This is a genomic window from Thermocaproicibacter melissae (genome assembly GCF_024498295.1).
Classification (GTDB): domain Bacteria; phylum Bacillota; class Clostridia; order Oscillospirales; family Acutalibacteraceae; genus Thermocaproicibacter; species Thermocaproicibacter melissae.
In genome coordinates this window covers 334,820-355,695 of sequence record NZ_CP101827.1, presented here as the reverse complement: position 1 = coordinate 355,695, position 20,876 = coordinate 334,820, and the positions used below count along the sequence as shown (strand labels likewise).

General features: G+C 51.1%; 22 protein-coding genes and 3 tRNA genes. 8 read left to right on the top strand and 17 right to left on the bottom strand.

The features are described 5' to 3' along the window. The first annotated feature begins 13 nt into the window (after positions 1-13). The 8 genes from NOG13_RS01805 to NOG13_RS01775 all read left to right on the top strand — a co-directional run bounded on the left by NOG13_RS01805 (position 14) and on the right by NOG13_RS01775 (position 5,664). A complete protein-coding gene (locus tag NOG13_RS01805) occupies positions 14-553 on the top strand; it encodes an acyclic terpene utilization AtuA family protein (RefSeq protein ID WP_283110610.1) in 540 nt (179 codons plus the stop codon). Positions 554-555: 2 nt separating this feature from the next. Further along, complete coding sequence (locus NOG13_RS01800) at positions 556-873, top strand: AtuA-related protein (RefSeq protein ID WP_283110609.1); 318 nt, start codon at positions 556-558, stop codon at positions 871-873. A gap of 282 nt (positions 874-1,155) precedes the next feature. Further along, positions 1,156-2,358, top strand: coding sequence for a CaiB/BaiF CoA transferase family protein (locus NOG13_RS01795; RefSeq protein ID WP_283110608.1), 1,203 nt, complete (start codon positions 1,156-1,158; stop codon positions 2,356-2,358). Positions 2,359-2,569: 211 nt separating this feature from the next. Next, positions 2,570-2,752, top strand: coding sequence for an aminoglycoside 6-adenylyltransferase (locus NOG13_RS09480; protein ID WP_428849328.1), 183 nt, complete (start codon positions 2,570-2,572; stop codon positions 2,750-2,752). 227 nt (positions 2,753-2,979) lie between these two features. Next, positions 2,980-3,570 carry a transcriptional repressor LexA gene (gene lexA, locus NOG13_RS01790; RefSeq protein WP_283110607.1) on the top strand — a complete coding sequence of 197 codons (591 nt, stop codon included), beginning with the start codon at positions 2,980-2,982 and terminating at the stop codon, positions 3,568-3,570. 8 nt (positions 3,571-3,578) lie between these two features. Continuing rightward, positions 3,579-4,820, top strand: coding sequence for a DNA polymerase IV (dinB, locus tag NOG13_RS01785; protein ID WP_283110606.1), 1,242 nt, complete (start codon positions 3,579-3,581; stop codon positions 4,818-4,820). Positions 4,821-4,833: 13 nt separating this feature from the next. Further along, positions 4,834-5,100: a hypothetical protein gene (locus tag NOG13_RS01780; RefSeq protein WP_283110605.1), complete on the top strand. Its 267-nt coding sequence runs from the start codon at positions 4,834-4,836 to the stop codon at positions 5,098-5,100. Positions 5,101-5,103: 3 nt separating this feature from the next. Continuing rightward, entirely contained in the window at positions 5,104-5,664 is a 561-nt protein-coding gene (locus NOG13_RS01775; protein WP_283110604.1) for an SOS response-associated peptidase, read from the top strand. A 303-nt stretch (positions 5,665-5,967) separates the two neighbouring features. Here NOG13_RS01775 and NOG13_RS01770 read toward each other — a convergent pair. From NOG13_RS01770 to rpmH, 17 genes are all read right to left on the bottom strand, one after another. Further along, positions 5,968-6,044 (bottom strand) — tRNA-Val (locus NOG13_RS01770). A gap of 40 nt (positions 6,045-6,084) precedes the next feature. Continuing rightward, a tRNA-Glu gene (locus NOG13_RS01765) sits at positions 6,085-6,159 on the bottom strand. Between the two features lie 3 nt (positions 6,160-6,162). Beyond that, positions 6,163-6,239, bottom strand: a tRNA-Met gene (locus tag NOG13_RS01760). A 97-nt stretch (positions 6,240-6,336) separates the two neighbouring features. Beyond that, on the bottom strand, positions 6,337-7,815 hold the full coding sequence (guaB, locus tag NOG13_RS01755) for an IMP dehydrogenase (RefSeq protein ID WP_283110603.1): 1,479 nt from the start codon (positions 7,813-7,815) through the stop codon (positions 6,337-6,339). A gap of 134 nt (positions 7,816-7,949) precedes the next feature. Next, positions 7,950-8,681 carry an acyl-[acyl-carrier-protein] thioesterase gene (locus NOG13_RS01750; protein WP_283110602.1) on the bottom strand — a complete coding sequence of 244 codons (732 nt, stop codon included), beginning with the start codon at positions 8,679-8,681 and terminating at the stop codon, positions 7,950-7,952. After that, positions 8,678-9,961, bottom strand: a complete 1,284-nt coding sequence (gene serS / locus NOG13_RS01745; protein ID WP_283110601.1) for a serine--tRNA ligase — start codon at positions 9,959-9,961, stop codon at positions 8,678-8,680. Before serS ends, NOG13_RS01750 begins: the two co-directional genes overlap by 4 nt. A 440-nt stretch (positions 9,962-10,401) precedes the next feature. Beyond that, entirely contained in the window at positions 10,402-11,244 is an 843-nt protein-coding gene (locus tag NOG13_RS01740; protein WP_283110600.1) for a ParB/RepB/Spo0J family partition protein, read from the bottom strand. 2 nt (positions 11,245-11,246) lie between these two features. Beyond that, positions 11,247-12,017, bottom strand: coding sequence for a ParA family protein (locus tag NOG13_RS01735; RefSeq protein WP_283110599.1), 771 nt, complete (start codon positions 12,015-12,017; stop codon positions 11,247-11,249). A 250-nt stretch (positions 12,018-12,267) separates the two neighbouring features. Then, entirely contained in the window at positions 12,268-13,089 is an 822-nt protein-coding gene (locus tag NOG13_RS01730; RefSeq protein ID WP_283110598.1) for a ParB/RepB/Spo0J family partition protein, read from the bottom strand. A gap of 323 nt (positions 13,090-13,412) precedes the next feature. Continuing rightward, positions 13,413-14,126 (bottom strand): 16S rRNA (guanine(527)-N(7))-methyltransferase RsmG, encoded by a 714-nt coding sequence (gene rsmG, locus NOG13_RS01725; protein ID WP_283110597.1) that lies wholly within the window; start codon positions 14,124-14,126, stop codon positions 13,413-13,415. Continuing rightward, on the bottom strand, positions 14,123-16,006 hold the full coding sequence (gene mnmG, locus NOG13_RS01720; RefSeq protein ID WP_283110596.1) for a tRNA uridine-5-carboxymethylaminomethyl(34) synthesis enzyme MnmG: 1,884 nt from the start codon (positions 16,004-16,006) through the stop codon (positions 14,123-14,125). The genes rsmG and mnmG overlap by 4 nt, the downstream gene beginning before the upstream one ends. A gap of 114 nt (positions 16,007-16,120) precedes the next feature. After that, positions 16,121-17,506 carry a tRNA uridine-5-carboxymethylaminomethyl(34) synthesis GTPase MnmE gene (gene mnmE / locus NOG13_RS01715; RefSeq protein ID WP_283110595.1) on the bottom strand — a complete coding sequence of 462 codons (1,386 nt, stop codon included), beginning with the start codon at positions 17,504-17,506 and terminating at the stop codon, positions 16,121-16,123. Positions 17,507-17,637: 131 nt separating this feature from the next. Further along, positions 17,638-18,459, bottom strand: a complete 822-nt coding sequence (jag, locus tag NOG13_RS01710; RefSeq protein WP_283110594.1) for an RNA-binding cell elongation regulator Jag/EloR — start codon at positions 18,457-18,459, stop codon at positions 17,638-17,640. A 44-nt stretch (positions 18,460-18,503) separates the two neighbouring features. Then, the gene (locus NOG13_RS01705; protein ID WP_283110593.1) at positions 18,504-19,502 is read right to left on the bottom strand and encodes a YidC/Oxa1 family membrane protein insertase; all 999 of its coding nucleotides are present in this window, start codon (positions 19,500-19,502) and stop codon (positions 18,504-18,506) included. A gap of 24 nt (positions 19,503-19,526) precedes the next feature. Then, positions 19,527-19,757, bottom strand: a complete 231-nt coding sequence (yidD, locus tag NOG13_RS01700) for a membrane protein insertion efficiency factor YidD (RefSeq protein WP_283110592.1) — start codon at positions 19,755-19,757, stop codon at positions 19,527-19,529. A gap of 6 nt (positions 19,758-19,763) precedes the next feature. Next, positions 19,764-20,099 (bottom strand): ribonuclease P protein component, encoded by a 336-nt coding sequence (gene rnpA / locus NOG13_RS01695; RefSeq protein ID WP_283110591.1) that lies wholly within the window; start codon positions 20,097-20,099, stop codon positions 19,764-19,766. 111 nt (positions 20,100-20,210) lie between these two features. After that, positions 20,211-20,345, bottom strand: coding sequence for a 50S ribosomal protein L34 (gene rpmH / locus NOG13_RS01690; RefSeq protein ID WP_283110590.1), 135 nt, complete (start codon positions 20,343-20,345; stop codon positions 20,211-20,213). Positions 20,346-20,876: the final 531 nt, after the last annotated feature.

Here is a 20,876-nt window from a genome sequence, read left to right as displayed (position 1 = left end):
AGCGGGCTTCTCTTTGACCCCGGACGTGACGGTAGACATCAGCAACGCGACCCTTACCCAGGACGGCGAAAACCGCGTGCGGGTCGGAAACATAAAAGGGAAAGAGCGCCCGGAGCAGTTAAAATTGTGCATCGGTTACCACGCAGGTTATAAAGTCGAGACATACTTGAGCTTTGCTTGGCCGGAAGCATACGAAAAAGCACAATACGCTGCCGATATTATAATGAAAAAAATGAAGCGCAAAGGTCTTCAGGCCGAAGATATCCATATTAGCTACGTCGGTCTGAATGCGCTTCATCTTGGCGTCGCCGATATGGACCCGGATTTCGTGAAAAGAATGAACGAGGTCGTGTTGCGGATTGCCATTCGCACGAAAGAAAAAGCAGAGGCCGCCAAGATTATTCCGGAAATCGCGCCACTGCAGCTCAACGGACCTCCGGGTGCAAGCTTCTTCGGCGGGCGCGCAAAAGTTCGGGAAGTAATCGGCTTATGGCCGACGCTGATTCCGCGCGATGCTGTGAAGCTCACACCGCACATTTTGGAGGTGAACTGACGGTGGCGGAAATTTATCTGATGGATATCGCCCACGGCCGTTCGGGAGATAAGGGCGACACCTGCAACGTTTGTGTTTTTGCCCGCGACCCGAAAGATTATGAGCTGATTAAAAGAGAAGTTACGGTTGAGAAAGTCCGTGAGTATTTTGGGGACATGGTTAAGGGAGAAATCATCCGCTATGAAATTCCGTCCCTCAACGGCTTCAATTTCGTGATGAAACACGCGTTAGGGGGCGGAGCAACGCTTTCACTGAGGCTGGATACTCTCGGCAAATCGATGGGCTCTGCGTTTATGAGAATGAAAATACACAAAGACTGATTTCTTCTATGGAGTAACGAAATCGGGTATTTTGATGCCCGAAACAATCGCGGCTGCAGTTTGATACGCTTTCATTCATCGGTAGATTCAAAAACATTGCTGTTCCTTGTCAGATGGGGGTAAGGTTTTACGCCGGCTCAGGCTGGTTTTTGATACACAACCGCTTTGTATCTTAGAAATCGCCTTACCCCCTCCCCTTTCCTAATCTTCTTCACAAGTAATCCGAACATCGAATGGACTATACAAGTTTTGTACTATCATTGCATAAAGAGGAATTAAAAAATGGGAAAAAAAATAAGAGCGCTTGAAAATTTGAAAGTGCTTGATTTAACAAGAGTTGTCGCCGGCCCGTACTGTACTGCAATTCTTGGAGATATGGGTGCAAAGGTAATCAAAATAGAAATTCCGGGAAAAGGCGACGACTCTAGGGCATATGATCCGCATGTAAATGGAGAAAGCGTTTACTTTGCCAACTTAAATCGGAATAAAATCGGGATTACTTTAAATTTGAAACATCCGAAAGGTAAAGAGATTTTTCTTCAGCTTGTTAAAAAAGCCGATGTTGTGGTCGAGAATTTCCGGCCTGGCGTTATGGACAAGCTCGGAATCGGCTACGATGTTTTAAAAGAAGTCAACGACCAAATCATCTACGCGGCTGTTTCAGGGTTTGGAAGCTACGGGCCTTATTCGCAGCGCCCGGGATATGACATTATTTCACAGGCAATGGGCGGTTTGATGAGTGTAACCGGCCCGGAGGGAAGCCCTCCGACCCGCTCTGGAAACGCAATGGGCGATATTCTGGGGGGAATGAACCTCGCTATCGGAATCTTAGCCGCCGTAAATGCCCGCCATTTAATCGGGCACGGGCAGAGAGTGGATGTCTCCCTTGTGGATTCGGTTGTCGCGAGCCTTGAAAATGCCTTTGAGCGATATCTCTACTCCGGGATGCTTCCAAAGCGAATGGGAAACTCTTATGCTTCTATTGCACCCTACGATTCTTATCGCGCGAAAGACGGTTATGTCATTATCGCATGCGGCAACCAAAAGCTGTACGAAAAATTCTGTACCGAAGTAATCCACATGCCTGAAATGATTACGGATAAACGCTTTGCAACGATACCTCTTCGCGTAAAAAACAATAAGATACAAAAGCAATACATCGAATCTTGGACAACAAAACATACGGTAGATGAAGTTGTTGATTTGGCTTTGTCAAAAGGAATCCCCGCTGGGCCGATTTACGATTTGAAACAAATCATCGAAGACGAACATATCTCAAAAGCACGCGAAATGTTTTTGGACGTTGACCACCCAGTCATCGGGAAAATGAAAGTAAACGGTAATCCGATTAAATTGATGGATACCATGCCGGATGTCCAGATGCCGGCTCCGACGCTCGGACAAGATAATGATTACGTTTACGGTGAGATCTTGAAAATGTCAAAACAGGAAATCAAAGACCTCTCGAAGAACGGCGTAATCTAATCATTGCTATTTCGAAACTCCCGTTATTTTTTCCATCTTCGCCGGCATTGGAAGAATCTGCACATTCTGCGAATAAAATATTTCTCTTTCCTTTGTGACGGTAAATATCTTTTACCTGTCGCTGGCCTTTCCTTCCTTCAATCGAGAGAAATCTAAAAAACCCCCTAATGTAGTTTTTCCTACATTAGGGGGGCTTTGCTGATACAGAGAAATCAAAGAACGATTTTGTTTTGCGGCAGAAAATGATAAGAAAATCAAAGCTCTGGTCATAATCGGGTCTTATGCCAGAACCTATTCTCAAGCTGATGCGTATTCGGACCTGGATATCATTATAGCCACAGAAGACCCAGAATCCTGGCTTTATGGAGAAGAACCGGCAAGCTGGGAAACATGAAGACATCATTTGTAGAACCTACTTTCACCGGAAGCAAGACAAAGGATCTAACCGAAAAAGTTAGGTCCTTTTTTCCAACATAGCAATAATTTCAGCCTAGCCTCATGTTCTTACAGTCGGGCATTTTGTCCGACTCCTTTTCTTACCCGGCTGAAATTCCCTATTTACTTTTGCAAACAGTCGGTTATAATATAAACGTACAATGTACGGAAAAGAGATGAAGTGCCATGCGTCCCTCACAGCGTGACAAAATTTATAAATATCTGACGGACTATTACAATACAAACGGCTATCCGCCTTCCATGGCGGAGATAGCGGCGTCGCTTGGCCTGAAATCACGGTCAAACATCAACGCGCAGCTTGCGCAGATGGCCAACGAAGGGAAACTTACTAAAATTAACGGCAAATACTACCCGGCACAAGCCGCTGAACAGACCCGCGTCGTCATGGTTCCGGTGCTGGGAACCATCGCCGCCGGCGTGCCCATCACGGCAATTGAGAACCTGGAAGGATATGTCGGTTATCTACCTCGCTCCGGTCACGGGGGCAATCCCCTGTTCGCTCTGCGGATTAAAGGTGACTCCATGATTGAAGCCGGTATCTATGACGGGGATATCGTTATTGTGGAGCAGACCCCTTACGCGGAAAACGGTCAGATTGTCGCGGCGATGGTTGGCGACGAGGCAACCGTCAAGCGATTCTACAAGGAGAACGGGCATTACCGTCTCCAGCCGGAGAATTCCAGAATGGAGCCAATCATCGTTTCCGAGGTTCAGATTCTCGGCCGGGTCATTTCAAGTATGCGTTATTACTATTGAGGCGACAAATGGAACGCGTAATCCTGCACAGTGACTGTAATTCCTTTTATGCTTCCGTTGAATGCCTGTATCATCCGGAAATCCGCAACAAGCCGGTCGCGGTCGGCGGAGAACCGGAGCACAGACACGGAATTATCCTCACAAAAAACGGAATCGCCAAAAAATACGGGGTAAAAACAGGCGAACCGCTCTGGAAGGCAAAGCAGAAATGCCCCGATCTGGTAATCATTCCGCCGAATTACCCGCTTTACCAGCGCTTTTCGGAGATGGCCCGGAAGATCTACCTAGAATATACCGACAAAGTGGAGCCGTTCGGAATTGACGAAAGCTGGCTCGACGTGACGGGCAGCGCAAAGATATACGGTGACGGAGAGAAGATTGCCAGAGAAATCAACCGGCGCGTCAAGGAAGAACTCGGCATCACCGTCTCAGTCGGCGTGTCCTGGAACAAGATATTTGCAAAGTTCGGAAGCGATTACAAAAAGCCGGATGCCGTGACGGTCATCACAAAAGAGAATTACAAAGAAATCATCTGGCCGCAGCCGGTGGAAGATTTGCTGTATGTCGGCCCGGCAACAAAGAGAAAGCTGAACGGGATTGGAATTCACACAATCGGCGAGCTGGCCGCTATAAAACCGGAGTACCTCCGGGCCAAATTCGGCAAGTGGGGCGACGTGCTGCATGATTTTTCAAACGGCCTCGATATCACTCCGGTTGCGGAGTATGACAGCACCAGAGCGGTAAAATCCATCGGCAACAGCACCACGACAATTCGCGACCTGAAGACCGAGGAAGACGTGAAAATGGTTCTGTTCGTCCTGGCGGAAAGCGTAGGCCGCAGGATGCGGGAACAGGGATTCAAAGGCCGGGAGCTGTCCGTTGCGGTGCGCGACAACGAGCTTTGCACAATTGCGAAGCAATGCAAATTCGAGAAGTTCACCAATATCTCTTCCGAGATTGCGGAAAAAGCGTTCTGGCTTTTTCGGAAGTTTTACAGCTGGTACCGGCCAATCCGCAGCATCGGAATCTCGGTGTCGGATTTCGCTCACGACAATATTCCCACGCAGACGGATTTGTTTTGCGACGAGCGTCAGCGGATACGCATGGAACGGCTCGACAGCGCCGTTGACGTCTTGAAACGTCGGTTTGGGAATTACTGCGTGCAGCGCGCTTCGCTACTGAAAGAACCGACCTTGACAAGGTTCAATCCGAAAGACGAGAACACAATTCATCCGATTGGGTATTTCTGAGGGGTGGTAGTCCATGTCGGTATACAAAAAATATGTGGATATGATTGTGCGGTATTATCCGGACGGCACAATCAGGCCTATGGCTGTCTGGTGGGAGGAAGGAAAGCTGTACGAAATCGATCGCATTCTTGATGTGCGCCCGGCAGCGTCGCTGAAGGCCGGAGGAGCGGGGATCCGTTACACCTGCCGCATTCAAGGGCACGAAACGTATATCTGGCTCGAAGACAACCGGTGGTTTGTGGAAGCAAAAGGAAAACCGCGCAGTCAGGAGGTAAGCTGATTTATGTGTGGAAGATACTGCTTATATGATGACGGCAACGAAGAGATACGAATGATTCTCGACCGGACGGCGGGCGATTTCAAAACCGGTGAGATCTTCCCGACGGACAAAGCGCCGGTGCTGATTGGGCAAAGCGGAAAGATTAAGCCGCAGGCTGTTATTTGGGGATTCCCCGGTTTTCGCGGCAAAGGAGTCATTATCAACGCCCGCGCGGAAACGGTTCCGGAGAAACCGCTGTTCCGAAATTCCCTCCGGTCAAAGCGCTGCGTGATTCCTTCTTCCGGCTTTTTCGAGTGGACTCACGACGGGCAGAAAACGAAGTACCGGTTCAATCTCCCCGACACCGGTGTTCTTTATATGGCAGGGCTTTACCAAGACTTTGGAGAGAAGAGATGCTATGTCATCATTACAACGGCAGCGAATGAATCCATGTCTGCCGTTCACAACAGAATGCCGGTTATATTGCGGCGGAACGAAGTGCGGGAATGGCTCTGCAATGATTCGGCAGCGACGAGCAAGTTGGTTAAGATGCCGCCGCTGCTTGTAAAAACTCAGGTTGGATAAATAACCTTCTATTAAGTCGGACAAAATGTCCGACTTCTTTTCTTCTAGAGGGTATTGTGGAGATCTTATCTCTTTACGACTCCAGTCTTTGATTATTGATCAAGCCTTACACAGAACGCCTTTTCGATTTTATAGAAATCAATCCTTTGCTTCCTAACGGCAACGTATGATAATTTAGATTAAAAAAATGCCCGCATGAATTTGAGATTGCCATTCCATACGGGCTTTTTCGTTTCTGAAAATAAAAAACCGCATGATGAAGCCGAAAATGCCGGTCTCATGCGGTTTTCTGATGTTTTGTGATGGTGGACGCAACGGGACTCGAACCTGTGACCTCTCGCGTGTGAGGCGAACGCTCTAACCAGCTGAGCTATGCGTCCAAAAAAATTTGCGCGACTCTACCACGCGCAAACACAAGAATGGTGACCCGGGCGAGAATCGAACTCGCGTTACCGCCGTGAAAGGGCGGTGTCTTAACCTCTTGACCACCGGGCCGGATGGTAGCGGCAATTGGATTCGAACCAACGACGCTTCGGGTATGAACCGAATGCTCTAGCCAACTGAGCTATGCCGCCATGTAATGCTCCGTCAAAGATAACGGAGCGTTTATTATTATACTCTATTCGTGGTTGGCTTGTCAATAAATTTTTGAAATATTTCAAGCCACTAAAATCAGGTAAGAACCGAGTAGTTCGGCGCTTCCTTCGTAATCTGGATGTCGTGCGGGTGACTCTCTCTGAGGCCTGCGCCGGTGATACGGCAGAACCTTGCCTTTTCATGAAGCTCATCAATGTTTGCACAACCAGTGTAGCCCATGCCTGCACGCAAACCGCCCATCAGCTGATAAACCGTGTCGGAAAGGGGCCCCTTGTAAGCAACGCGTCCTTCAACGCCTTCCGGAACGAGCTTCTTTGCATCCTGCTGGAAGTAGCGGTCTTTGCTGCCGTGACCCATAGCCGCAAGGCTGCCCATTCCGCGGTAAACCTTAAAGCGACGACCCTGATACAGCTCGGTCTCTCCGGGGGATTCCTCGCACCCTGCAACCAGCGAACCAATCATGACGACGTCTCCGCCGGCGGCGAGCGCTTTCACGATATCGCCAGAGAACTTAATGCCGCCGTCTGCGATAACCGGGATACCTGCCTTCTGTGCCTCGCAAGCCGCGTCATAGATTGCGGTAATCTGCGGAACGCCGATGCCTGCAACGATGCGCGTAGTGCAAATGGAGCCCGGGCCGATGCCGACCTTCACGCAGTCTGCGCCGGCGTCGATGAGCGCCTTTGCGCCCTCTGCCGTGGCGATGTTGCCTGCAATGAGCTGAAGATCCGGGTATGCTTTCTTAACCTTCTTGACAGCGTTCAGTACACCGCTGTTGTGGCCGTGGGCGGAGTCGAGGACGACAACGTCCACCTGTGCTTCCACCAAAGCAGCAACACGGTCGAGGACATCTTCGGTTGCACCGATGGCGGCGCCGCAGAGTAGGCGGCCATTTTCGTCTCTTGCGGAATTCGGGTACTGAACCGCCTTTTCAATATCTTTAATGGTGATAAGGCCTTTCAGGTTGCCGTCTTTGTCGACAAGCGGCAGTTTCTCGATGCGGTGGGAACGGAGAATTTCCTTAGCCTCTGCCAGTGTCGTTCCGACCGGAGCCGTGACCAAATGGTCTTTCGTCATGACATTCGCAATCGGCTGGTCGAAATCGGAGCCTTCCATAAAACGAAGGTCGCGGTTTGTGATGATGCCGACGAGCTTTCCGTTTTCGCAGATCGGCACACCGGAAATGCGGTAGCGGGCCATAATCTCTTCCGCGTCATGCACGGAATGCTCGGGCGAAAGATAGAACGGGTTCGCGATGACGCCGTTTTCGGAACGCTTAACACGGTCAACCATATCTGCCTGTTTCTCGATTGGCATATTCTTGTGGATGATACCGATTCCGCCTTCACGAGCAATCGCAATTGCCATCTGTGTCTCCGTTACGGTGTCCATTGCCGCCGTCATCAGCGGAATATTCAGGTGAATCTTCTTCGTGAGCCGAGTGCCGAGATTGACCTCTTTCGGCAAGACGTTGGATTCTGCCGGAATCAGCAGGACATCGTCAAACGTGAGCGCTTCCTTTACAAATTTTTCCGAGTAATTCGTATTTAACATGCCGTTCCTCCATCTTCAGCCTGATAGTCGCATGGACGGGCCAAAGCCCGTCCACTTTTGTGTTTATTTTATATAACGACTATTTTAACATTTCACTTTTGGGCCGTCAATACCATCCGTGAATTATTCTTTTTTCAGCTTTTTGCTGAAGCTGTAAACCGAACGCTGCCGTCGCAGTCGCCGCGAAGAAAGAATTTTCCGCCAATTTTTTCGCCTGAAATTTCCAGATCTTTGCCCTCATCGACTTCACGGAGGTAATTAATCTGAATTGTATGCGCCTTCCTGCGCACATCCGGGGGGAGAAAATCCCAAACGATGTCTCCGTAGACCGAATTGTTCATGTGGCCGTTCGCGTCGAGGTCCGAGTAGAACACTCGGCGCACCCCGAGAAGCGGAAGACCGTCGGGCACAGAGAATCGCTCCATGCGGTTCTCCGGCTCAACGATATCTTCTGGGTAGAAGCCAAACTGCTTCAATGCCTGCGGGCGCTGGACTTTATGCGTTACGGCATCTGCCAGCACCGTTGTCTGCATCACATCGAGCAGAAGGTCGCCCTTTGCATCGTAGAACTTGAAATCCCGGTAAAGCTGCGCTCCGCCGCGCCCGCGCGGATGTGTTTTGATGGTAATTGGCTCACCGTTCCCGGGAAAGTGGAAGATGTGTACGCGGGTGGAAATGATAAAGAACACGAGTCCGGCGGTCTTTTTCATCGTCTCATAGCCAGCATGCATTACATTTAAATGCTGTTCGCTCGTCTCCTGCACCAGGCGCAGGGCAGAACCGAACTTGAGCGTATTGGTAGGCCCTACGTCATAAACAGGCACGTTCAGGCTGCGGGAATACTCATTGATAATTTCTGGACTCAAGGACGGATGACCTCCGTTCCGACGTATTTGCGGAGGACCTCAGGTACCGTAACGCTGCCGTCCGCATTCTGGTACTGCTCTACGATTGCCGGCAAGACGCGGCTTGTCGCGAGGCCGGAAGCGTTGAGCGTATGCACGAATTTCGTCTTTCCGTCTGTGTCGCGGAACTTCACGTTGCCGCGGCGTGCCTGATATTCCCGCGCGTTCGACGCCGAGCTGACTTCCTTATAGATGCCCATGCTCGGAATCCAGACTTCAATGTCGTAAGTGCGTGCCATGGAGAACGAGCAGTCGCCCGCAGCAAGCTTGTTGAGGCGGTAGTGAAGCCCAAGCTCCTGCACGAGGTGCTCCGCCTTGTGGACGAGCTCCTCAAAAGCCTTGTCGGATTCATCCGGCTTTGTGTACTGGACCATCTCTACCTTATTAAACTGATGGCCGCGGATCATGCCGCGCTCCTCGGAGCGGTAGCTTCCCGCTTCGCGGCGGTAGCACGGAGTATAGGCAATGTATTTTTTCGGGAGTTCCTCTGCCGAAAGGATTTCATCGCGGTGGAGGTTCACAAGCGCGGTCTCCGCCGTCGGTAGAAGGAATTTCTTTTCGGTGCTTGTCGGGTTCGCAATCCAGTAAACCTCGTCGCTGAACTTCGGGAACTGGCCTGCGGTGTAGCCGCACTCATAATTCAGCATGTGCGGAACAAGCATCAGCTCATAGCCGTCCTTAATATGTTCATCGATGAAGAAGTTGAGCAGCGCCCACTCGAGGCGTGCGCCCATGCCGCAATACACCCAAGAACCGGCGCCCGCGAGCTTTGCACCGCGCTGGTAGTCGATGAGGTGCAGGCTCTCACACAGCTCCACATGGTTTTTCGGGGTAAATCCCTCAAATTTCGGTTTCTCGCCAAAATAGCGAAGCGGCTCGTTGTTTTCTTTTCCGCCCGCCACAACGTCCTCATCGGGCATATTCGGAAGGCTGAGGAGCAGCGTTTTCTGCTGTTCTTCGATTTCGTCGAGCTTTGCGGAGTATTCCTTCACTTCCGCGGAAAGCGTCTTCATGCGCGCCAACAGCTCGGATACGTCGCCGCCCTCTTTTTTCAGTTGCGGAATTTTCTTGCTTGCCGCGTTCTGTTCGGCGCGCTTCGCCTCAACTTCGGCAATCAGCTCACGGCGTTTTGCGTCAATGGCAAGAATGTCATCGACAATCTTGTCCGCGTCATAATTGCGCTTTTTTGCCCCTGCCTTAACCAAATCGGGGTTCGTACGAATCAACTTAATATCAATCATAAATCCTATCTCTCCTCGCTGCCCGCTGCGTGCGGACGAGCTTTTTCTTCAATTAGAATTATTATCTATCCCAAAAGGATAATTATTCCTGTTTCGTGTGCTTGAAATGTATCTTTAAAGACGAATAGAAAGGTATATTATTCTATGCAAGAATTATATTGATATATTTTTCCGTTTTCCGCCCGCCGATTGGCCCTTGCCGCGTTAGTTTTCCACAATTTTTTGACTTTTTGTGGAAAGTTTGTTTGATTTGCCGCGGCAATCACCATATTCTGCTTTCCAATCGGCAAAGCGGATTATCGGTTCTTCTCATTGGACCGGATTCCGGCTTTTATATCCGGCTTCAAGATGAACGCCCGAAAGAACCAATTTCCTTTGAGAATATCCCTCGCCATAGAATGAATCTTCTTCTTCCGCTTCTGCGCGGAGAGGGAGCGCGCTCATCGTGACTCGAAATACTTGACCAATTCTGCAAGGTCTTCTTCCCCGTAAAACTCAATCTGCAGAACTCCGCGCTTTTTGGTTCCGCTCACGCGCACTTTTCTGCCGAGGCTTTCTTTCAGGGCAAGTTCCGCTTCTTCATAGTAGCGTACTTTATGCGTCTGGGGTTTCTTCTGCGGCTTTGCGTTTGCCTTCTGCGCCATTTTTTCAAGCTCGCGCACAGAAGCGCCGTTTTCCGCAGCTTTTGCGCCCTCCATCATAGATTTTTCATCCGGAAAGCTGAGCAAAGCCCTTGCATGTCCCGCGGAAAACGCACCGGCTCTTACACGCTCCTGCAGCTTCTTCGGGAGATTCAGCAGACGAAGTGCATTTGCCACGGCCGGGCGCGATTTCCCGACGGTTTTTGCTACTTCGTCCTGCGTCATGCCGTAAGTATCCATGAGGGACTGGTAGCCCTGCGCTTCTTCCAGCGGATTGAGGTCCTCGCGCTGAAGGTTTTCAATCAGGGCAAGTTCCATGACCTGCTCGTCGCTCAATTCCCGAACGACTGCGGGCACTTCGTCAAGGCCCGCCATGCGCGCCGCGCGCCAGCGGCGTTCGCCCGCAACAATCTGGTAGCCTCCGCCCACGAGCGGCCGTACCAGAAGCGGCTGAAGAACACCGTGCTGGGAGATGGAGTCTGCAAGCTCACTGAGCGCCTGCTCATCAAACTCGCGCCGCGGCTGGCCGCGGTTCGGTTCCAGCTCTGTGGTCTTGAGCATGACAGCAGTGCGTTCGCCTTCCGTATCATTTTCAGCAAAGATGGCGTCCAATCCTTTGCCGAGTCCGCCTTTTCTCGCCATCGTCATTTTCCTCCGTTCATGCGCACGATTTCGTCCGCCAGATCGTTATATGCCTGCGCGCCGCGCGATGATTTGTCAAAATATTGAATCGGCCGGCCGAAGCTCGGTGCTTCCGAAAGGCGCACCGCGCGCGGTATGACCGTGCCGAAAACCTTGCGCGGAAAATATTTCTTGACTTCCTGCACCACCTGCTGCGTAAGGTTCAGGCGGCCGTCGTACATCGTGAGAAGCACGCCCTCTATCTCAAGCCGCTCGTTATACTGCCGCTTGACCCTGCGCACCGTGTTCATGAGCTGTGAAAGCCCTTCCAGCGCATAATATTCGCACTGAATCGGCACAAGCAGCGTGTCGGCGGCGTTCAAAGCGTTCGTCGTGATGATGCCGAGCGACGGTGGGCAGTCGATAAATATGTAATCATAGTTTGCCGTGATGGGAGCCAGCGCACTTTTCAGGCGTGATTCCCGTCTCTCTAGGTCAACCAGCTCGATTTCGGCGCCCGCTAGGTCAATGCTCGACGGGATGAGGTCCAGATTCTCGAATTCCGTTTTTAGAACGACATCTTTGGCCTCGGCGTCACCGATCAGCATTTCGTAAACGGTGTTCTTGAGCTTCCGCCTGTCTACCCCGACTCCGCTTGTGGCGTTGCCCTGCGGGTCAATATCCACAAGAAGTGTTTTGAGGCCCTTTTGCCCCATCGCCGCGGAAAGGTTGACCGACGTCGTGGTCTTTCCCACGCCGCCTTTCTGGTTTGCGATTGCGATGATCTTCCCCAATTTCATTCCCCCTTCCGCATTCTGTAATTTATTCATCATTATAGCACATCGAATGGGCAAGATAAAGAGATAATTCTTTGCGTTTCGTGCGGAAAACCGGAAATGTTTCACATGAAACATTCGGTGTTTTTTGCAGGCTGGGCGCGGCTTTTCGGCTTTTTTATCAGTAAAAACGCAGCAGGCCGGACTTTTGTCCGGCCTACTGCGTGGGAAATGATATAGGGAAATAGGAGTATTCTTGTAATCTATTTTAGGCGGGTTTTCGCCCTCCCGCATGGGCACAGGTTTTCGGTATCCTGACGATACACTCTATATATTCATCCGTTTCGCTCTGAAGGGTCTGTGCGGGAATTCCGCTTTCCTTCATCGTTTTTACGGCGTGGGAGATTGTGTTGAGAAAAATGCGTACATCTTTTACTACAAAAGTCTTATGTTGTTTCGCTGCGTCTTTACCGCTAAGTAGCTTCATCACATAATCGTCCGTCTGGCGGACATTATAATTTCGCTCGATGATGACGTTCAACGCTTTTTTTCGCATTTCCGGATCCTCGATGCGGACCAAAGCGCGCGCATGGCGCTCCGTAAGGCCTGCTTCGGTGATCCGTTGGCGCTCGTGCTCCGTCAGTTTCAGCAGTCGGAGCTTGTTCGCCACGGCAGACTGGCTTTTCCCGAGGCGGCATGCGGCTTCTTCCTGTGTAACGCCCCAGGTTTCAATCAGCTTGCGGATTCCTTCCGCTTCTTCAAACACACCGAGGTTTTGTCGCTGAAGGTTTTCCGTCATCGCCATAACGGCGCTTTCACTCGGCGTACATTCGCTTATAATGCACGGGACACTTGTCATGCCTACCATCTTGCAAGCACGCAGGCGGCGTTCCCCCGCGATAATTTCATATAGCCCCGAAGCGTTTTTACGCACAGTAATGGGCTGGAGAAGGCCGTTTGCAAGGATGCTTTGAGCAAGGTTTTCCAGCTCGGCCTTGTCAAAGTTACGGCGCGGCTGTGCCGGATTCGGAACAATCTGGTCAACGTTGATCTCGACGATACGGTTTCTATCTCCGAAATACAAAATCACCGCCTCCTCGCCTTGTCCTTCCAGGTACAAGCATACGACAGACAGGCGAAAAATTTTGTAGTTTTTTGGGACTGACTTGAAAATTTCTTCGTTTTTTCTCTTTCCTTTTTCAACATATTTCCGATAAATTGTTGAGAGTTCGCTTAAATCCGCCCTCTTCCCCTTTTATATTTCTTAGTATGAATTTTATAAAAGCTCAGAGTATCTTTTTCCGAGCTTTTTTCCGTGCCAAAACACTCGAAATGCAAAAATCCCCCAATGCATTTTTCTGCATTGAGGGATGAATCTCTTTTATAGGACATTAATCATCCGAAAACATCGAGTCAGAGAGGTTTTTTCGAGATTTTGGAACCGTGGCGAGGGTATGTTGCCGCGAGCAACGCGTTTCGGCGGATCAGGAATAAGGTGCGCCCGTCTCCCGCCGGCAGCGTATATTTCACCGTTTTTTCCGTCTTGCAGCCGAGTAATGCAATTGCCCTTTCTGCGGATTTTCCTTCCTCTTCCGCGTCGGGACCTTTCATTGCGGCAAACACGCCGCCCATACGCAAAAACGGCAGGCAGTATTCACAGAGAACCGGCATTGCCGCCACCGCACGCGCGGTTGCAAAGCCAAACGCCGTACGGAACTGTTTCTGCCGTGCGGCCTCTTCGGCGCGTGCGTGAACAATCTCCGCCTCAAGCCCCAGTTTCTTGGTAAGCTCCGCCAAAAAGACAAGGCGCTTGTTAAGGCCGTCTAACAGCGTAAGCTGCAAGTCGGGGCGCATGATTTTAAGCGGCACGCCGGGAAATCCGGCTCCGGTGCCGACATCAATCATCTTCTCGCCTTGCGGAATGTCGTAATACTTCAAAATCAGGATACTATCGAGAAAATGCTTCGCGGCGATACCTTCCGGGTCTACGACGGCTGTAAGGTTGATTTTTTCATTCCATTCGGTGAGCAGAGAGGCATAAACCCGAAACTGTTCCTCCTGCTGCGGAGTGATAAAAATGCCGCAGTCGGAAGCATAAGTTTTCAGAAGCGATGCCGCGTCATTCATAAATTTTTCTCCTTCTTTGCGAGCCAGATGAGAAGCACCGAAATATCGGCAGGGCTGACGCCGTAAATACGGGACGCTTGTCCCACGCTTGCGGGGCGGACTTCCTGTAGACGCTCCTGCGCTTCTTTGCGCAAACCCGTCAGCTTTGTGTAGTCAATGTCCTCCGGCAGACGTTTACCCTCCAGACGGCGCATTTCTTCAATCTGGGCTTTCTGCCGCTTAATGTATCCCTCATACTTGAGTTCAATCTCCACGTTTTCAAAAACCGCCTGTGGGAGATTCGGCCTGCCTGGGTCGACCGGCGCGAGCACTTCGTAGTTCAGCTGGGGGCGGCGGATGAGGTCCGCAAGACGCACACCGGTGGTTACCGGAGTTGTTCCACGTGAAACAAGTATTTGATTCAACTCCTCCGACGGCGGCAGAACGGTCTTTTCCACGCGCTCGCGCTCCGCTTTCTTTTGTTCTTCCTTCGTAAGAAAACGCTGCCAGCGCTCGTCGGAAATCAGGCCGATTTTTCTGCCGATGGGCGTCAAGCGCTCGTCGGCGTTATCCTGCCGCAAAACGAGGCGGTATTCGCTTCTCGAGGTCATCATGCGGTAGGGTTCGTCGGCGCCCTTCGTGATAAGGTCATCGACCAAAGTGCCGATATAGCTTCCGGCGCGGTCGAGAATCATCGGTTCACGGCCCTGAATCTTCAGCGCCGCGTTGATGCCCGCGACGAGTCCCTGCGCGGCCGCCTCTTCGTACCCAGAACTTCCGTTGAACTGCCCTGCCCCATAGAGGCCGGGGTAGTCCTTGAATTCGAGCGTCGCGGAAAGCTGGCGCGGGTCAATGCAGTCATATTCAATCGCGTAGGCCGTGCGCATGATTTCAACGTGCTCGAGGCCCGGAATCGTCCGGTAAAACTGAATCTGTACGTCCTCCGGAAGAGAAGTGCTCATGCCCTGCAGGTACATTTCCTCAGTGTCAAGGCCGCACGGCTCGATGAAAAGCTGATGGCGTTCCTTGTCCGCAAAGCGGATAATCTTCGTTTCAATGCTCGGGCAGTAGCGCGGGCCGATTCCCGTGATTCCTCCGGTAAACAACTGCGAGCGGTTGAGGTTATCCAAGATAATTTCCTTGGTGCGCTCATTTGTCCATGTGATATAGCAGTCTGCGCGATTGACCCCGGGTTCCAGCGTGTCGTAGGAGAACGGAACAACCGGGTCGTCACCGTGCTGTACCTCGAGACCATTAAAGTCGATGCTGGAGCGCAGAACACGCGCAGGTGTTCCGGTTTTGAACCGGCGCAACGAAATGCCAAGTTTTTTGAGTGACTCTGTCAGAAACGCCGCAGGGAACATTCCGTCGGGACCACTTTCGTAGGAAACCTCACCGACGAATATCTTTCCTTTCAGGTATGTTCCCGTTGCAAATATGACAGCCCTTGCTTCATAAACGCCGCCGAAGCGCGTGATAACCTTCCAAGTTCCGTGGTCGCCGCGCTCAATCGCGACAACTTCCGCCTGCTTCAAACTCAGATTCGGCTGAAGCTCCAGCTTATGCTTCATTATTTTGCTGTATTCCCTGCGGTCAATCTGGGCACGGAGCGAGTAAACCGCCGGGCCTTTGCCTTTATTGAGCATACGGCTCTGAATAAAGGATTGGTCCGTCGTACGGCCCATTTCTCCGCCGAGCGCGTCAATCTCTCGCACGAGGTGGCCCTTTGCGGTCCCGCCGATGGACGGGTTGCACGGGCAGTTTCCCACCGCATCCATATTGATTGTAAACACGACCGTCTTACAGCCAAGTCTCGCGGCAGCCAGAGCGGCTTCAATTCCGGCATGGCCGGCGCCGACTACCGCTACATCAATTTTTCCGGCATTATATCTGATTTCCATGTGATCTCCTTTTCCTATGCCGCGCGAATCGTCGGCCTTTCATTTCCTTCTCATATTATACTATTCGTATATACAACATAACATTTTACTATATGTGGATTTTAAAATTTGCGTTTATTTTCCGACACAGAAGTTATGGAAAACAGAATCCACAACCGCTTCTGTCGCCTGCTCGCCGGTCAGCTCGAGAAGCACGGATACCGCGGCCTCGACCGAAACCGTCACCGCGTCGAACGTCATGCCCGACTCCAGCGCAGCCTGCGCTTCTTCCACGCAGTCCAGCGCGCGGCGTGCGGTGTCCCGCTGGCGCTCCGTAAGGAGCATCCCCTCCGCGGGGTCGATGTTCGCCGTATCGAGCACTTTTGCAGTCTCCCGCTCCAAATCTTCCAGACCTTTTCCGGAGGCGGCAGAAAGTATTACAATATGATTATAATGTTGGCGAATATACTCCATGTTGATTTTTTGCGGCAAGTCGCTCTTGTTGACTACGGCGATGCACGGTGTTCCGGCAAGTGCCTCGGTCAACTTGCGGTCGGAGTCGTCCAACTCTGCGGAACTGTCGAACACCGCAAAAATAAGCTGCGCGGAACGAATTCGCTCATAGGCGCGTTCCACGCCGATTTTCTCCACCGGATCCTCGGTGGAGCGTATGCCTGCCGTGTCCGCAAGGCGAAGCGGGATTCCGCCGAGCAGAACCGTGTCCTCCACAACATCGCGGGTCGTGCCCGCGTACTGTGTAACAATGGAGCGTTCACAGCCCGCAAGCAGGTTCATGAGCGTGGATTTTCCGACGTTCGGCCGGCCCGCAATTACGGTCTCCACGCCTTCACGCATGGCTCGCCCAGCTTCAAAGCTGCGCAGAAGTTTTTCCAGCTCCTCCTTCGCCGAAGCGAGCGATGTGCGGATTTCTTCCGACGTTACCTGCGGAATATCGTCTTCGGGGTAATCGGCCCAAGCATCCAAGTGGGCGGCAAGTGTTGTCAGCGTATTCCTTACCCCGATTATTTTCTTTTCCAATGCGCCGTCGTGGCCGGCAAGCGCAGCTTTTGCGGCCTGCTGCCCTGCAGCGCCGATAATTTCCATAACCGACTCGGCCTCGGTAAGGCCCAACTTTCCGTTCAAAAAGGCGCGGCGCGTGAATTCGCCCGGGCCTGCGGGAACTGCGCCTCCTTCGAGTACTGCTTTTAGCAGACTGCGTGTCACATAGATTCCGCCGTGGCACGAAAGCTCAACCACGTTTTCGCCGGTAAAGCTCGCGGGTGCGCGGAAATTTAATGCGATGGCCTCGTCGATCTCTCCGTCTTTTCCGTAAACATGACCGTAAAGCGCGCGGTAGCCGGGCAGGTCCACAAGGCGCTTTCCGTGGGCGGAGACAAAAACTCGGTCTGCCACCTGCTGCGCTTCCGGCCCGGAAATGCGCACAATGCCGACTGCCCCCGGCGCCTGCGCCGTGGATATTGCGGCGATGGTCTGACCGGGCGGGTGATATTTCATTTCCATACTTTGTTCCTCCGTCCTGTCATGCGAATTTGCGTTTTCTCAGAAACAGGGAAAGGCGTTGCGCCTTTCCCTGCACTGTGGGCCTTTCTAAAAGGCCATATATAACTCCCCAAACTCCAAAAGATTACAACTCAGTGTGATAAATCGACTCTTTGATAGAGCGAGCCTTTCGTTTCCGATTTCACCGGACGCGGCTCGTTTTCCGCATTGTTTTCGGACTGAGCATTGACAGCCGGTTTGCTGCTGTCCTGCGGACGGCGGGATCTTCCGCGCTGCTGATTTTTGCGGCGGCCGTATTTTTTCCCTGACGGGCGGCGATGAATACGTTCGCCTTCAATCGGCCCGATGACCACATGGCGCTGAAGGTCTTCGCCCTCCGACCATGACTTTGCGCCTTCCACCGTCTGCACGGCGGTGTGAATAATACGGCGCTCATAAGGATTCATCGGCTCGAGAGAGCAGTTGCGGCCGTTGCGCAGACTCTTTTCGGCCATCTTTCTGCCGAGGGACTCGAGCGTTTCGCGGCGTTTCTCGCGGTAATTGCCGATATCGAGGGCGATGCGGTAATATCCGGTTCCGACATGATTGGCAACAAGTCCGGCGAGGTACTGGAGCGCGTCCAGTGTTTCCCCGCGGTGGCCGATGATAAATCCGACATCGTCGCCTTTAATGGTCAGCAGTGCGCCGCCTTCTTCTTTCTGAATATTAATCTCGGGATCCTGAATTCCCATGCATGAGAGCACTTTTTTCAAATAATCCGCAGCAACTTGGGCAGGGTCGTCCTCAATGTAGACACGAACCTTTGCCGGACTTCCGCCGAAAATACCGAATGTCTTTTTGGTGGGCATTTCAAGAATTTCAAATTCCGCTTCATAAGACTCCACGCCCAACTCTTTGCACGCAGCTTCTTTTGCAAGCTCTACAGTTTCGCCGATGCCGATGGCTTCTCTCATTTGCAACTTCCTCCCATCATACACGTTTTCCGTGTGCAGGAAATTTATTTACGGCGTTTCTCAACTTTTTTTGAGCCCGCCTTCTCTTTGATCGCAACATGTGGAATTGGTTTAATAGCAGCTTCTTCCTGTTCAAGCAGGGCAACTCGCCGTGCTTCCGCCTGAGCATTCAAAGCGTCCGGCCCGTACCATTTGTTCATAATGACGTTCTGTACGAAGCCGAGAGCCGAGGAAATAATCCAGTAAAAACCGACGGCTGCAGGAACGGTGCAGGCAAACCATGCGGAAACGAAAGACATGATGTACATGGTGTATTTCACGCAACCCTGCTGCTGTTGCTGCTGCACGGCGGACATCATTTTCGTGGTTATGAACTGAGAACTAAGGTACACAACAAGGCAGAGCACAGGAATAATCCACAGGTTGGAGCGGAACAGTGTTCCGAAAATATTCGCGGCGTCGCACGGCGTATCGAGCAGGTTCAAGCCAAGAAATCTAAATCCATGGTTGAACGACTCAAGCCTTGCCAACTCGTCGCCGCTGAACATTCCGAGAAATGGCTTAAGGTTGGTAAAGTTTTTGACAATTTCAATCTGTGCATACTGCGTGTTGAAGGAATTTCCGATGCCCGGAACGTGATTCAACATTGCAACTGCCTTGTTGACCGCTTCCGAAGAAAGGTGGAGTGCATTGGAAAGCGGGTTCAACACGGTATAGTACAAGCCCAACATTACAAGGAAAGGAAGAATCATCGTCAGGCAGCCGCCGGACGGGTTAACACCTTCCTTTTCATACAGCTTCTGCATTTCAATCTGCATACGCTGCTTGTCGTTCGCATATTTTTTTTGGATTTCCTTTTGCTTAACCGACAATTTGGCGGTAGCCGCCATGGAACGCTGCTGTTTAATAAAGAACGGAAACAAAAACATCTTGACGATGAGGGTGAACAGGATTATCGCGACGCCATAGTTGCCGACGAGATAATACAGCCACCACAGCAGATAGCCAAGGATGCTGCCAAAGAAATTGAAAATGTCGTTCATGCGGAAAATACTCCTCTAATTCGATCAATGCTTTGCCTTTTTTTCAGGTACAGGATCATAACCGCCCCTGCTGAACGGGTTGCAGCGTAAAAAACGGAACAGTGCCAGAAAAAATCCTTTCACTGCCCCAAACCGTTCAATCGCCTCAATGGCGTAATTTGAGCATGTTGGGTAATAAATGCAGCACGGCCTCCTTTTTAACGGGGAAAGTGCCTTTTGGTAAAATCGAATAGCCGCAATCATTAATTTCTTCATAGTCTCTTACAGAAAAACGCCAGCGTTTGTCAGCTGCTGCTCCATAGCGCGCTGAACTTCGCTGCTTTTCACAAACGGTGTTTTCGCCCTAGCGACGAAAATTAGGTCATACCCGGGTTTGATTTCTTTGTTCAGGGTACGGAACGCTTCGCGGATCACTCGGCGGGAACGGTTCCGTTGCACCGCATTGCCGATTTTTTTCCCGGTTGTAATTCCTACGCGCACCACGCCAAGCCGGTTTTTTATCACATAAGTAACCAGCACCGGCCCAACAAAATATTTTCCATGGGCATAGGCACGCTGAAATGCTCTGTTGTCTTTTATACTCTCAATCTTTGTCATTCGCTGTCAGGTTGTTCAGTTATGGGAAAATCACCGAAAAAGGCCGCCTCAGCCGAAGCCGGCAGCTCATTTTCGGTATCCCGTTTCAACCGCAATGAGCACGCCCATAAATTAATAGGACAGGCGTGCCCTTCCCTTTGCCCTACGGCGTGCAAGCACCTTGCGGCCGTTCGCGGTAGCCATACGCTTTCTGAAGCCATGTTCTTTTTTGCGGTGCAGCTTCTTCGGCTGAAAAGTTCTGAACATAAAAACCCTCCTTTCGGGTAATTCGGCCTGCGCTTCGGCTTCTTCCATTCCGGACTATGCCGGCAAAATTTCCGCGGCGATTTTCGCGGAAAGCGCAGCCTCCCCGGGACCTGTCCGCTTATACGTCTTACCCGAGGCCCTATAGAGTTTACTATATCACATCTTTCCTCGGTTGAAAAGACTTTTTCTTTCGATAAACTCCATTTCCTGCCTTTTCCACAGTTTTAAAGCTTTTCTAAAACCCTCGAGAAGAAATTTTGCAGAAAAGTGCTGTTTCTTTGCAAACAATTATGGTAATATTGTATCTGGAAAAATATCTCTAAATACCGGAAAATAAAATTTCTTTGAAAAGTTTCCCTCCACAGGGCAACTTTTTGGTTTTTGTGCTGTTAGACGGAGGCTGTTCTTGTGCAAAAGACGGAGGCTGTTCTTGTGCAAAATTGAAATAAATGGAAAAATACGTTTTCTTTGCTTTTTTTGCGGAAAACAGCATCAATTTGTGCTATGATTATAAATGGGTTTTTGTGCTTT